Source organism: Kluyvera sp. (genome assembly GCF_965301105.1).
This window is the reverse complement of record NZ_CBDKZX010000005.1, coordinates 1-13,137: the sequence shown is the minus strand read 5'-3', so window position 1 is coordinate 13,137 and position 13,137 is coordinate 1. Positions and strand designations below refer to the sequence as shown.

The 13,137-nt window shown below is 57.2% G+C and carries 10 protein-coding genes; 4 read left to right on the top strand and 6 right to left on the bottom strand.

Annotation, left to right across the window (positions count from 1 at the left end):
* The first annotated feature begins 4 nt into the window (after positions 1 to 4).
* Both ACW14G_RS03280 and ACW14G_RS03275 read left to right on the top strand, forming a co-directional pair.
* Positions 5 to 1,270, top strand: coding sequence for an oligosaccharide MFS transporter (locus tag ACW14G_RS03280; protein ID WP_064544102.1), 1,266 nt, complete (start codon positions 5 to 7; stop codon positions 1,268 to 1,270).
* An 18-nt stretch (positions 1,271 to 1,288) separates the two neighbouring features.
* Positions 1,289 to 2,482: a glycoside hydrolase family 88 protein gene (locus tag ACW14G_RS03275; RefSeq protein ID WP_249023010.1), complete on the top strand. Its 1,194-nt coding sequence runs from the start codon at positions 1,289 to 1,291 to the stop codon at positions 2,480 to 2,482.
* 93 nt (positions 2,483 to 2,575) lie between these two features.
* Here ACW14G_RS03275 and cirA read toward each other — a convergent pair whose 3' ends face one another.
* The 3 genes from cirA to yieE all read right to left on the bottom strand — a co-directional run bounded on the left by cirA (position 2,576) and on the right by yieE (position 7,310).
* Positions 2,576 to 4,543: a catecholate siderophore receptor CirA gene (cirA, locus tag ACW14G_RS03270; RefSeq protein ID WP_223803001.1), complete on the bottom strand. Its 1,968-nt coding sequence runs from the start codon at positions 4,541 to 4,543 to the stop codon at positions 2,576 to 2,578.
* Positions 4,544 to 4,839: 296 nt separating this feature from the next.
* Positions 4,840 to 6,309: an amino acid permease gene (locus ACW14G_RS03265; protein ID WP_163447602.1), complete on the bottom strand. Its 1,470-nt coding sequence runs from the start codon at positions 6,307 to 6,309 to the stop codon at positions 4,840 to 4,842.
* A 134-nt stretch (positions 6,310 to 6,443) separates the two neighbouring features.
* Positions 6,444 to 7,310, bottom strand: coding sequence for a DNA-binding transcriptional regulator YeiE (yieE, locus tag ACW14G_RS03260; RefSeq protein WP_163447601.1), 867 nt, complete (start codon positions 7,308 to 7,310; stop codon positions 6,444 to 6,446).
* Positions 7,311 to 7,428: 118 nt separating this feature from the next.
* On the opposite strand from yieE, the gene ACW14G_RS03255 reads away from it, so the two are divergent.
* Both ACW14G_RS03255 and nfo read left to right on the top strand, forming a co-directional pair.
* On the top strand, positions 7,429 to 8,481 hold the full coding sequence (locus tag ACW14G_RS03255) for a YeiH family protein (RefSeq protein ID WP_249023009.1): 1,053 nt from the start codon (positions 7,429 to 7,431) through the stop codon (positions 8,479 to 8,481).
* 71 nt (positions 8,482 to 8,552) lie between these two features.
* Positions 8,553 to 9,410, top strand: a complete 858-nt coding sequence (nfo, locus tag ACW14G_RS03250; RefSeq protein ID WP_223803004.1) for a deoxyribonuclease IV — start codon at positions 8,553 to 8,555, stop codon at positions 9,408 to 9,410.
* A 120-nt stretch (positions 9,411 to 9,530) separates the two neighbouring features.
* On the opposite strand, the gene fruA is transcribed toward nfo, so the two are convergent.
* From fruA to fruB, 3 genes are all read right to left on the bottom strand, one after another.
* Positions 9,531 to 11,219 (bottom strand): PTS fructose transporter subunit IIBC, encoded by a 1,689-nt coding sequence (fruA, locus tag ACW14G_RS03245; RefSeq protein ID WP_167575420.1) that lies wholly within the window; start codon positions 11,217 to 11,219, stop codon positions 9,531 to 9,533.
* A gap of 17 nt (positions 11,220 to 11,236) precedes the next feature.
* Complete coding sequence (gene fruK, locus ACW14G_RS03240) at positions 11,237 to 12,175, bottom strand: 1-phosphofructokinase (RefSeq protein WP_064544086.1); 939 nt, start codon at positions 12,173 to 12,175, stop codon at positions 11,237 to 11,239.
* On the bottom strand, positions 12,176 to 13,137 hold a 962-nt coding region (gene fruB / locus ACW14G_RS03235), incomplete at its 5' end, for a fused PTS fructose transporter subunit IIA/HPr protein (RefSeq protein ID WP_455648479.1).

The following is a 13,137-nucleotide window of genomic DNA, read 5'->3' as shown; positions in this document are numbered from 1 at the left end:
CGTAATGACAACCACAATTCAGTCGACTCGTTCGGCGTATATCAAGTTAAGTCTCTTTGTTTTCCTCTTTACCTTTACCTGGGCGGCAAGCTTTGGCCTGTACGCCATCTGGCTTGGCGACAAAGCCGGGCTGGACGCTGTCGATATTGGCACCGTGTTTGCGGTGAATGGCGTATTCGCCGTAGTGATTAAGCCGGTGTACGGCTACATCATGGACAAAATCGGCATGAAGAAGCACCTGCTCTATTTTGTCTGTATTGTCTCGGCGCTGATGGCTCCCTTCTATATCTGGATCTATCTGCCGCTGCTGCAAAGCCACTTTATCAGCGGCATGATCGTCGGCGCGCTATTCTTTAGCCTCGGCTGGTATGCCGGCGTCGCGGCGGAAGAGTCCTATGTTGACCGCTTCAGCCGCCTCTACAACATGGAGTTTGGCCGCATCCGCATGTGGGCAGCGCTGGGCTGGGCCACCGCCTCGTCGTTCTCCGGCTTCCTCTATAACATCTCGCCTAAAATCAACTTTGCCATCAGCAGCGTCTCGGCGCTGTGTATGTTCGCCGTGCTGCTGACGCTCAAGGTCGACCATTTCGGCCAGGAGGAAAACAACGTCCTGTCGAAAGATAAGATTGTGATTACCGACGTGCTGCACCTGCTGGCGAACCGCAAATTCTGGATGTTTGCGCTCTATATTGCCGGCGTGGCGTGGATGATGTTTATCGCCGAGCAGCAGTTCTCCCGTTACTTCGTCACCTTCTTTGCCACCAAAGAAGAAGGTAACGCCATGTTCGGTTATATGAGCACCGCCCAGTCCGCCGCCGAGTTCTTCGGCATGATGCTGGTGCCCGCCATTATCAATCGCATCGGTGCGAAGCAGGGGATGTTGCTCACCGGGCTGGTAATCAGCCTGCGCTTGATTATCTCCGGCCTGACCAGCGACCCACTGATTATCTGCCTGGTGAAACCGCTATACGGCATTGAAATCGCGCTGATTCTGGTGTCGGTGTTTAAGTATATCGCCGAGCATTTCGACAAACGCGTTAACGCCACCATGTACCTGCTGGGCTACCAGGCGATGATTTACGTCGGCTCTATCGTGGTCGCGCCGCCTGCGGGTTACGCCTATCAGACCATTGGTTTTGAACATACCTATCTGATTATGGGCATCATCGCCCTGGTCTTTACCGGCGTATCCGCCCTCACTCTCTCTGCCTGCTACAGCCACAAGAAGAACGCTGTAGGCCAGGAAATCAAACACGAAGCGATTAATTAAAAACGGGAATATGACAGCATGACGTCTGAAACGATCAGCAAAGAACCGCTCGCCTGCCAACCGCTCCAGCCGGGCGAACGTGAAGCACTTGGCCGTAAAATTCGCGGGATAATGCCCGACCTGCTGAAAGCAATTGAGAGCAACGCGGACTACTTTGGTCAGCGTTTTCCGGATGCGGCCTGCGAGAAAGGCATCTATCCCATCATCGACAATATTGAGTGGACCACCAGCTTCTGGACCGGCCAGCTGTGGCTGGCCTATGAATGGACCGGGCAGGAACAGTACCGCACGCTTGCAGAGCAGCATATTCATTCGTTCGGCCAGCGGATTATTAACCGCGATCATACTAACCACCACGATCTGGGCTTCCTCTACAGCCTGTCATGCGTGGCGGGCCAGCGCCTGACCGGCAACCGCGAAGCAGGCTATATCGCCCTGCTCGCTGCCGAAGCGCTGATGGAACGCTATAACGAAAAAGCCGGGATCATCCAGGCCTGGGGCGAGCTGAACAACCCCGAACAGCAAGGGCGTATGATCATCGACTGTAATATGAATCTGCCGCTGCTGTACGAGGCCAGCCGCGCGAGCGGCGACCCGCGCTACGCCGAGGCAGCAAAGCAGCATATTGAGCGCGCGCGTCGCTATATCGTGCGTGAAGATGGCTCAACCTTCCACACCTGGTATATGGACGTTGAGACCGGCGCACCGCGCTTTGGCAACACCCATCAGGGCTTCTCCGACGACTCCTGCTGGGCGCGCGGCCAGGCATGGGGCGTTTATGGCTTCCTGCTGAACTACCTGTATACCGGCGACGAACGCCTGCTGGAACTCAGCCAGACGCTGGCGAACTATTACCTGAATCGTCTGCCAGACGATCTTATCTGCTATTGGGATCTGGCGCTCACCGACCCTACCAGCGAACGCGACAGTTCAGCAGCAGCCATTGTCGCCTGCGCGCTGCTGGAATTAGTAAAACATCTCCCGGCGACACATCCGGATAAGGAGAGCTACGAGACGCTGGCGCTACGCATGATCGGCAATATGATCGACGGTTATGTGAATCGTGAACATACGCCGGGCCAGGGGCTGCTGAAGCATTCGGTGTACTACTTCAAAGGTGGAATTGGGGTGAACGAGTGCTGTAGCTGGGGGGATTACTTCCTGATGGAAGCGATCACGCGGGCGGTACAGAACTGGCGTAGCTACTGGTAAGAGAGGTTGCCCGATGGCGCTACGCTTATCGGGCCTACGCGAGCGCGCAATATGGTCGCGCAGGGTAAAACCCGGCACGACCATCATCACTGGTTAGAAGCGGTAATCCACTGCCATAAAGTAGCGGCGGCCATCTTCGTTATAGCTGTAGTCGTCGCGCGACAGATCTTTATCCCCGAGGTTCAGCACGCCCGCGCGCAGCTTGATATCCTTGGTTGCCTGCCACGCCCCGCCGAGATCCCAGGTGGTGTAACCGCCCGGCGTTTTGGAGGTTTCGCTCACCGCGCGCTGCTTGCCGTTATAGCGTGCCGCCAGGTAGAACGACCAGTCCTGCACCGGCGTCCAGTCCAGACGCCCATTCGCGGTATGGAACGGCAGTTCCTGTAGCGGTTTATCCTCGCCGTTGCTCAGATCGCGACCGTCATTGTAGGTATAGTTCAGCGTCACCTTCCACTCATCGCCAAACGGCACCTTCAGCTCGGTTTCCACACCACGAATACGCGCTTTATTGACGTTATAGTAGGAGAATACCGGCACGCCATTGTCAAAGCCGACAAAGTTCGGGTAGCCCGGCGCGGCGTTGCGATCGCGCGTACGACTCACGTTAATCATATCGTCAATATCGTTCTGGAAGGTGGTTACGCTGCCCTGCACGCCTTCCAGCCAGCCCTCTTCCCCCTGGTAATAAAGACCGATTTCAAAGCTTTCGCTGGTTTCCGGTTTCAGGTCCGGGCTACCGACAATACGACAGCCGCCGCGGCACGAGTTGGAACTCCAGTCCGGGCTAAGCTGAAGCAGCGATGGCGCTTTAAACGCGGTGGCCCAGCCCCCTTTCACCGTTAGCGTATCGGTGGCGCTATACACCAGATACGCACGCGGACTCCAGTGGTCGCCATAGGTCTGGTGATCGTCCATACGGATCCCGGTGGTCAGCGCCAGCGGTTCGAAGATGCGCCACTCGTCTTCGAGGAACAGCGCATACTGGCTGGCGGAGGTTTCGCTGCTGGAACCGCCGGTCAGGTTGACCGGATCGCTCAGCTTATCGTGACGCCATTCGCCGCCAAAGGTCACCAGTTGATTAATCGCCCCCAGCGGCAGCACGTATTTGCCGTCAATGGTGTTACTTTGCGAAGTGATATTACTGCTATTGCCCGGATTCTTGTTGACCACCTTTTCGCCGTAATACTTCAGTTCGCTGTTACCTAAATCCCAGCGTCCGTTGTGGCTCAGCGAGTAGTTCTGGCGCTCCAAACGGTTACGGTCGAGAGAATCGGAATCACGGTCCTGTCGGTCGAAACCGTAACCGGCGGTGATGTCGTTATTTTCATTCGGCGTCCAGGCAAACTCTACGTTACCGTCGCGGCTGGTGTAACCCTCGATGCGCGGTGATTCGCCGGTGGTACTGGTCGTCGAACTCTGCGGACTATCCTTCTCGCGCTTCGACAGGCTCCCAAACGCCTTCATGCCCAGCACGCCGTCCACCAGCGGGCCGGAGGTGAAGAACTGGCCGTTCCAGGTATCGCCGCGATCGCGATGTTCCTGAATGGTGGTATCGGCAGTGACGGAACCGGTCCACTTCGCGCCGATTTTTTTGGTGATGATATTCACCACGCCGCCCAGCGCATCAGAACCGTAGAGGGAAGACATTGGGCCGCGCACCACTTCGATACGTTCGATGGCGTCAACCGGGATCCAGTTCAGGTCGAAGTCGTTGTGGCGGAAAACGGCGTTTCGCGAGTTAACGCGTTTACCGTCGATGAGAATCAGGGTGTAGCTGCTGTCCAGGCCGCGAATGCTGACGCCCTGACGGTTATCCCCCTCGTTGGTGAGCTGGACGCCCGGCACTTCTTTCAGCACATCTTTCAGGTTCTGCACCGGCTTGCGCTGCAAGTCTTCCTGGGTAATGACGCTGATGCTCGCGGGGGCATCCTTTACGCTTTGTTCGGTAGCCGCCGCCGTCACGACCAGCACTTCATCATTATCTGCGGCCGCTGCGGGCAGCGCCAGGGACATTACGGACGCGCACAGTCCGCCCCGAACGATGGGGTTTAACCTAAACATTTCCTTTCTCCATGAGGTGAATACTGAATTAAAACAAAAGGGTCTTACTCACAAATGCTGCTTGATACCGCTCACTGGCGGCCTGTTTTTTATGCAGATGTGGCTGGTCCCTCCGGCATCAGCTTCACCGGGATAAGGAAGTGGCTTCATCCATTTGTATGGGCATGGATGATAAAAGTAATGATAATAATTATCAATTAAGATTATTTAAAGTTATGTCAAGACGTAACAAAAATGCCGCGCATAAAAAAACCTCTCCGAAGAGAGGTTTTTGTTATCACCGGGAACCCGACGCGTTATTTCTTAAAGCGTTCCGGGAAGTGCATTTCGCTATAGCGAACGAAGTGCGTACCACGGGTCAGCTTGTAGCCGAACCAGATAACCAGGAACAGCGGGATACCGATATAGGTCGCCGCGACGCCGCCCCAATCAATGGTATCGGCGAGGAACGCTTCGTAGTTCTGGCCCAGCGTGATAATCAGGCACAGCACGAAGGCGAAGATCGGCCCCAGCGGGAAGAACCCGGAGCGGTACGGCAGGTTGTTAATATCGTGACCCTGCATAACGTACCCACGGCGGAAGCGATAATGGCTAATCGCAATCCCCAGCCAGGCGATAAAGCCGGTCATCCCGGAGGTGTTCAGCAGCCACAGGTACACGGTCTGGTTGCCGAACATTGAGGTCAGGAAGCACAGACCGGCAATCACGGTAGTAGCATACAGCGCGTTACGCGGCACGCCGCCACGGGAGAGCTTCGAGAAGATGCGCGGCGCTTTGCCATCGCAGGCCAGGGTGTACAGCATACGGGTAGAGGCGTACATGCCGGAGTTACCCGCCGACAGTACCGCCGTCAGGATAACGGCGTTCATAATCGCCGCCGCAGAGAGCAGACCCGCGTGCTCGAACACCAGAGTGAACGGGCTGACGGAGATATCCTTCACGTCGTTACGCAGCAGGCTTGGATCGGTGTACGGAATAATCAGGCTGATGATCAGGATCGCGAACACATAGAACAGCAGGATACGCCAGAACACCTGACGCACAGCACGCGGTATATTCTTCTCCGGATCTTCAGATTCACCCGCCGCGATACCAATCAGCTCGGTGCCCTGGAAAGAGAAACCGACAATCATTGCCACGCCGATCATCGCCGACAGGCCGCCAGCAAACGGCGCGTCACCGGTTGTCCAGTTGCTCCAGCCGACCGGCTGCGCGCCCTTGAAGATACCGAGGATCATCATAATGCCAACGACGATGAAGATAATCACGGTCGCCACTTTGATCAGCGAGAACCAGTATTCCGCTTCGCCGAATCCCTTCACAGAGATGTAGTTCAGCAGGAAGATAACGCACAAGAACAGCGCGCTCCAGATCCAGCCCGGCGTGTCCGGGAACCACCAGCTCATCACCAGCTGCGCGGCCACGAGGTCAACGGCGATGGTCACCGCCCAGTTGTACCAGTAGTTCCAGCCCAGCGCGAAGCCGAAGCCCTCTTCCACATAGTTCTGACCGTAGGTGGCGAAAGAACCGGATACCGGCATATAAGCCGCCAGCTCGCCCAGACTGGTCATCAGGAAGTAGACCATCAGGCCAATCAGAATATAGGAAAACAGCGCGCCGCCTGGGCCCGCCTGAGAAATGGTTGCGCCGGACGCAACAAACAGACCTGTACCGATAGAACCGCCAATGGCGATCATCGTCAGGTGACGCGCCTTGAGTTCGCGACGTAACGCGGGCGCTTGTGTGGTTTTCGTTTCGGAACCCATGTGAAAATGCTATCCATCCAAAAAATGAGGCGCGATTGTAGCAGACGATTCCGCTATATCACGGTAGAAATGCGCAGTTATAAGAGACCTTCATGATTGGTCTCTTATTATAAGTAAAGCATCCACTGGCGGTTTTAGATATCGCAGTAGTGCAAAAAGCGCTTCAGAGCATTAGAAAGATGCTTTTGCCGATGATGGATGCGCCACAGCGTGCGGCTCAGCTTCGGTAGCGGGATAGTCACCTCCTTCAGCGTACCGGCCTCGAGCTGCTCGGCAATCACCCGCCGCGACAGGCAACTGACGCCCAAATCATGGCGCACGGCGTGTTTGATGGCCTCTGAGTTACCCAACTCCATTCCCATCTGGAACTGCGGCAGATGTGAAAGCAGTAAATAATCAACGATTTCACGCGTGCCAGAGCCTTTCTCACGCAGGATCCACGGCACCATCGCCAGCTTTTCCAGCGTGACCTCACCCTGCAGCCAGGCGCTGTCTGGCGCGGAGAACACCACCAGCTCATCCTCCAGCCACGGTTCGGCAATGATATCCGCCGAATGGCACGGCCCCTCAATCAGGCCAATATCGACGCGGAAATCGGCCACGGCGTTAATCACATCCTGGCTGTTGCCCACGCTCAGCTCCAGCGGCAGCGAAGGAAAATCTTTGCGATAGCGCGCGATAATCTCCGGCAAAATATAGTTGCCGATAGTACTGCTCGCATACACGCGGATGGCGCCGTTATCTTCACGGAACAGCTGTTCAATTTCGCCCGCCTGCTCCAGCAACGCCAGCGCGCGCGGGTACAGCAGCCGTCCGTGCTCATTGACCACCAGCCGCTTGCCGACGCGGTCGAAGAGTTGAACGCCGAGCTGCCCCTCAAGGTCAGTGAGCGCCGCGCTGACCGCCGACTGCGACAGCGCCAACATCTGCGAAGCCTGAGTCGTCGAACCGCTTTTCAGCACTTCCGCAAAAACTTCTAACTGCCGCAGCGTGATATGCATATGTTTTCAGCCCGCAAGAGCCGCCCTTACCAGTTATTACGATTAATTATAAATATATAATCAATTTTACCTTTAAGCCAGCCGAGCGTAACCTTTTAGCCAGACAAAGGAGAAGGTTATGACACAGGTCACCTTAGAAACGCATCATCATCGCGGTATCAAACATTTTATCCCTGGGCTCGCACTGAGCGCCGTGATTACCGGCGCGGCAGTCTGGATCGGCAATATCCCGGCCGTAGCAGGCGTCGGCATGAGCGCACTGACGCTGGCCATCCTGTTTGGGATGGTGATTGGTAACACGATTTACCCGAAACTCTGGCAGTCGTGCGACGGCGGCGTGCTGTTCGCTAAACAGCATTTACTGCGTCTGGGCATCATTCTTTACGGTTTTCGTCTGACCTTCGCCCAGATTGCTGACGTGGGCGTGAGCGGAATTGTTATCGACGCCCTGACGTTGTGCAGTACCTTTATGATGGCCTGCTGGCTCGGGCAGAAAGTGTTCGGTCTGGACAAACACACCAGCTGGCTGATTGGCGCCGGTAGCAGCATCTGTGGTGCTGCGGCGGTACTGGCAACCGAGCCTGTTGTTAAAGCCGAAGCCAGCAAAGTGACCGTCGCGGTCGCAACGGTGGTGATTTTCGGGACGCTGGCTATCTTTATCTACCCGGCCATGTACCCGCTGCTGGCGCACTGGTTTACCCCTGAAACCTACGGCATTTACATCGGTTCGACCATGCACGAAGTCGCGCAGGTAGTGGCAGCCGGTCATGCGGTGACGCCGGAAACCGAAAACGCGGCGGTGATTGCCAAAATGCTGCGCGTGATGATGCTGGCTCCGTTCCTGCTGTTTATGGCAGCGCGAGTAAAACAGCTGGCTCCGGCAGGCGCGGCGCAGAAAAGTAAAATCACGATCCCATGGTTTGCCATCATGTTCATCGTGGTCACTATCTTTAACTCGTTCCATCTGCTGCCCAACAGCGTTGTGCAAATGCTGATTACGCTGGACACCATCCTGCTGGCGATGGCCATGGCGGCGCTGGGTGTGACCACTCACGTTAGCGCACTGAAAAAAGCCGGTGCGAAACCGCTGATGATGGCGCTGGTGCTGTTCATCTGGCTGATTGTTGGCGGCGGTGCGATTAACTACGCGATTCATTACCTGATGGCATAATCGACAACGACTAACCCCCCTGAACCCGCTATACTCACTCTCCCAATTTGAGTATGGCGGGTTTACTTTTTATGAAATACATCGGAGCGCACGTCAGCGCCGCAGGCGGTCTGGCCAACGCCGCAATTCGGGCCGCAGAAATCGAAGCGACCGCTTTCGCCCTGTTCACCAAAAATCAGCGTCAGTGGCGCGCCGCGCCGTTGACCACCGAGATTATCGACGACTTCAAAGCCGCCTGTGAAAAGTACCACTACACCCCGGCGCAAATTCTGCCGCACGACAGCTACCTGATTAACCTCGGCCATCCGGTTGAAGAAGCGCTGGAGAAATCCCGGGAAGCCTTTATCGACGAGCTGACGCGCTGTCAGCAACTGGGGCTGACGTTGCTGAACTTCCATCCGGGCAGCCACCTGTTGCAGATTGATGAAGACAAATGTCTGGCGCGGATTGCCGAGTCTATCAACATCGCGCTGGCGCAAACCGAAGGTGTGACGGCAGTGATTGAGAACACGGCGGGCCAGGGCAGCAACCTCGGCTTTAAGTTTGAGCATCTGGCCGCCATCATTGACGGTGTAGAAGACAAGTCGCGCGTCGGCGTATGCATAGATACCTGCCACGCTTTTGCCGCCGGCTACGACCTGCGCACCAAAGAAGCCTGCGCAGACACCTTCGCGGAATTTGAACGTATTGTCGGCTTCCAGTACCTGCGCGGTATGCACCTGAACGACGCCAAAAGCGAGTTCGGCAGCCGCGTTGACCGCCACCACAGCCTGGGTGAAGGTAACATCGGCCACGACGCGTTCCGCTTTATCATGCAAGATGAGCGTTTTGACGGTATCCCGCTGGTGCTGGAAACCATTAATCCGGATATCTGGGCGGAAGAAATTGCGTGGCTGAAAGCGCAGCAGACTGAGTCCGCAGCGGCTTGATTGCCCGGTGGCGCTGCGCTTACCGGGCCTACTGATTCGGGTAGGCATGATAAGGCGTAGCCGCCATCAGACGTAAAAAAAGGGCCGAATCATCGGCCCTTTTTCACATTCACTGAACGCTTACGCTTTTACCGCAACTTCACCTTCCGGGCGCTTCAGCACCGCGTAAGAGAGGCCAGCCACCAGCGTACCCGCGACAATCGCAATCAGGTAGCCCAGCACCGGCGTGATAGCGCCAGGAATCAGCAGAACAAACAGACCACCGTGCGGTGCCATCAGCTTCGCGCCTACCGCCATCGAGATCGCGCCGGTTACCGCGCCGCCAACGATACAGCATGGCAGAACGCGCATCGGGTCACGGGCAGCGAACGGAATCGCCCCTTCAGAGATAAAGCACAGCCCCAGCACCAGCGCCGCTTTACCGCCTTCACGTTGACCTTTGTCGAACTTGTTACGCGCAACCAGCGTCGCGATACCCATCGCCAGCGGTGGCACCATACCGGCAGCCATAATCGCCGCCATCGGTGCATAAGTCTGGGTAGACAGCAGACCCACGCCGAACGCGTATGCCGCTTTGTTCACCGGACCACCCATATCGGTACACATCATCGCCCCAAGGATAGCGCCCAGCAGGACTGCGTTAGCGGTGCCCATGGTTTGCAACCAGTGGGTCAGCCAGTTCAGCAGCGCCGCAACCGGCGTACCGATCAGGTAGATCATGGCCAGACCGACAATCAGGCTGGAGACCAGCGGGATGATCAGAATCGGCTTCAGCGCTTCCATGCTCGGCGGCAGCTTCAGCTTAGTACTGATAAGTTTCGCCACGTAACCGGCCAGGAAACCGGCAATGATACCGCCGATAAAGCCGGAGCCGCCGCTCACCGCCAGCATACCGCCGATAAGACCCGGCGTCAGACCCGGACGGTCTGCGATGGAGAAGGCAATAAAGCCTGCCAGCACCGGTACCATCAGGGCAAAGGCTGAACCACCGCCGATCTGCATCAGCGCCGCGGCCAGCGTGCCTTTGACTTCAAAGGCTTTAATACCAAACGCGAAGGAGAGCGCGATACACAGACCGCCCGCTACCACCATCGGCAGCATGTAAGAAACGCCGGTCAGCAGGTGACGATATGCCCCGCCGCCGCTCTCTTTTTTCGCCGCATCGGCAGGCGATTTGCTCTGGCCAGCAGGCTGGTACGGCTTGGCCTCGACCATCGCTTTGTCCAGCTCCTGCGCGGTTTTCTTCAGCGCCAGGCCGGTCGTGGTGCGATACATCGGCTTACCGGCAAATTTCGCCAGATCCACTTCGATATCCGCCGCCACGATAACCAGGTCAGCCTGTTCAACTTCTTCCGGCGTGATGGCATTGCCAGCGCCCACGGAACCGCGGGTTTCTACTTTCACCCACAGGCCGCGCTTTTTGGCCTCGGTTTCAATCGCTTCCGCCGCCATAAAGGTGTGCGCAACGCCGGTTGGGCATGCGGTCACCGCGACAATACGCTTCACCGCGCCGGTTGCCGTCGGCTCGGCCTGCGCCGGAGCTTCATAGGGCAGCGCGTGCGATTTGGCTTCGCTCAGGAACAGTTCCGGATGAGAAACCGCGCGATTGATATCGCCAAGATAAACCTGTTTGCCTACCAGCGCAGTATCGGCTGGCAGCGTGGAACCCAGCACGATGGCCAGTTCGGCATCGTTTGGGTTATCAATTAACTCCAGGCGCGCTTTCTGCGCCGCCGCGCCCAGCAGGGTCTTCGCCATATAAGCACGAGCCTGTCCGAGTTTGGCATCGATAATCAGCAGCGTTTTCATACGCCTCTCCCCTGCTGTTAGTTAAAAGGTTTCAGGTCGACACGCGCCATCATCGCGGCCAACTGGGTACGGTCGGTAATACCGACGTTGCTCTGGCTTACTGCTAACGCCGCAACGGCGGTGGCAAGACGCAGGGTATGCTCGCTGGACTCGCGCATCAGCAGGCCATAAATCAGACCGCCAACCATCGAATCCCCTGCCCCTACGGTGCTCACGACTTCCACTGACGGCGGCTTGGCAATCCATTCGCCGGAGGCATTCACCCACAGCGCGCCTTCCGCGCCCAGCGAAATCACCACGTGGGCGATACCCTGCTCACGCAGCGCGTGGGCGGCATCGATCACGTCTTTCATTTCAGGCAGCTTACGGCCTGCCCAGATTTCCAGCTCGCGGCGGTTCGGTTTCACCAGCCACGGCGCGGCTTTCAGACCCGCAACCAGCGCTTCGCGGCTGCTGTCGAAAATAATGCAAGGGCACTGGCTGCGCAGACGGGTCATCCAGTCGGTGAACGCTTCCGGGCTGACGCCGGCAGGCAAGCTGCCGCTGACGCACACCATGTCGAACTGGCCCAGCCAGCTCAGGGAATCGTTGACAAAACGCTCCCAGTCCGCCGGAGTGACTTCGAAACCGGAGAAGTTAAAATCAGTAACTTCGCCGTCTTTTTCGGTCAGCTTAACGTTAATGCGCGTGCGGCCCTGCACCACCTGAAAACGGTTGGCAATACCCAGCTCGCTGAACAGCTGCTGAAAACCGTCCTGGTTGTCTTTCCCCAGGAAGCCGCCAACGGTCACATCGATGCCGAGATCTTTCAGCACTTTTGCCACGTTGATGCCTTTACCCGCCGCGTGCAGCCCGGTGGTACGCACCAGGTTGACTTCGCCGCGTTCGATTTCTGGCGTGAACCCTACCAAATCATAGGCCGGGTTTAAGGTAATTGTGGCTACTCTTCTGCTCATTTATGCGCCCTCCCCAAGGCCTGAAGCAATGGCTTCGCCAATGGCGTCCAGCGCCTGGCGAGCATCATCTCCCTGGGCGGTAAAGCGCAGACGATGACCTTTTTTGACACCCAACGCGACCACCTTCATCAGGCTGCGACCGTTAGCCGGTTTACCGCTGCCGTCGAGGTTGGTGACGGTGATGTCACTGTTAAACTGTTTAATGGTATTTACCAGCATGGTGCCCGGACGAGCGTGCAGACCGTGTTCGTTACGCACCACGAACTCTTCGCTCAGCACATCATCAGCCGCTGCATCATCGCTGGTCAGCAATGCCAGCAGCGTGGCGGCATCAGCTTTCAGCAGACGTTCAGCTTTGTTGTCGAGCAGCAGGTTGACCAGGCGGTTCAGCACCGCGGTCGGCTGCGTATCGGCCATCGCCACGGTGAGCAGCACGGAAGCCGTCTCCTCGCCTACAGCAAACGGAGTGGCCGCACGGCTTACTGCGATAGCGCTGCGCAGGTTGCCTTCCGCACTGTCGCTCAGCCAGATGCCCTGCCCCAGATTCAGCGGCTGCTCGTTGATCACTTTCGCCACGAAGTTCGCATCCGCAGCACCGGCTTCTTTCAGCCGCGCGGCGTTCAGCGCCTGCAGCGTCACCAGATCGCTGGCGGCAACGTCCAGAGACAACATGTCGTTGTCCAGCTTCAGCGCTTCGCTCTGTTTTTCACCCATCAACAAGGCGCGAAGTTCTTCCGCGGTGGTGGCGGTCTTCAGCTGTTCAGCTACCTCGTCATCGCTCAGCACGTGCGTCAGCTGACGCAGCAGGCCAAGGTGCTCATCGGAGCTGGCGGCAATACCAATGGCGACATAGGCGGTCTGCCCTTCACCCCAGGTTACGCCCTGCGGAAACTGGTAAACCTGAACGCCGGTTTTCAGCACCTGATCGCGGGTATCGGTAGTGCCGTGCGGAATCGCAATGC

Excerpts from the sequence above, each read along its gene's own strand:
- cirA (WP_223803001.1), bottom strand. The coding sequence starts at position 4,543 with ATGTTTAGGTTAAACCCCATCGTTCGGGGCGGACTGTGCGCGTCCGTA.
- fruK (WP_064544086.1), bottom strand. The coding sequence starts at position 12,175 with ATGAGCAGAAGAGTAGCCACAATTACCTTAAACCCGGCCTATGATTTG.
- nfo (WP_223803004.1), top strand. The coding sequence starts at position 8,553 with ATGAAATACATCGGAGCGCACGTCAGCGCCGCAGGCGGTCTGGCCAAC.
- ACW14G_RS03275 (WP_249023010.1), top strand. The coding sequence starts at position 1,289 with ATGACGTCTGAAACGATCAGCAAAGAACCGCTCGCCTGCCAACCGCTC.
- ACW14G_RS03280 (WP_064544102.1), top strand. The coding sequence starts at position 5 with ATGACAACCACAATTCAGTCGACTCGTTCGGCGTATATCAAGTTAAGT.
- ACW14G_RS03255 (WP_249023009.1), top strand. The coding sequence starts at position 7,429 with ATGACACAGGTCACCTTAGAAACGCATCATCATCGCGGTATCAAACAT.
- ACW14G_RS03265 (WP_163447602.1), bottom strand. The coding sequence starts at position 6,309 with ATGGGTTCCGAAACGAAAACCACACAAGCGCCCGCGTTACGTCGCGAA.
- yieE (WP_163447601.1), bottom strand. The coding sequence starts at position 7,310 with ATGCATATCACGCTGCGGCAGTTAGAAGTTTTTGCGGAAGTGCTGAAA.
- fruA (WP_167575420.1), bottom strand. The coding sequence starts at position 11,219 with ATGAAAACGCTGCTGATTATCGATGCCAAACTCGGACAGGCTCGTGCT.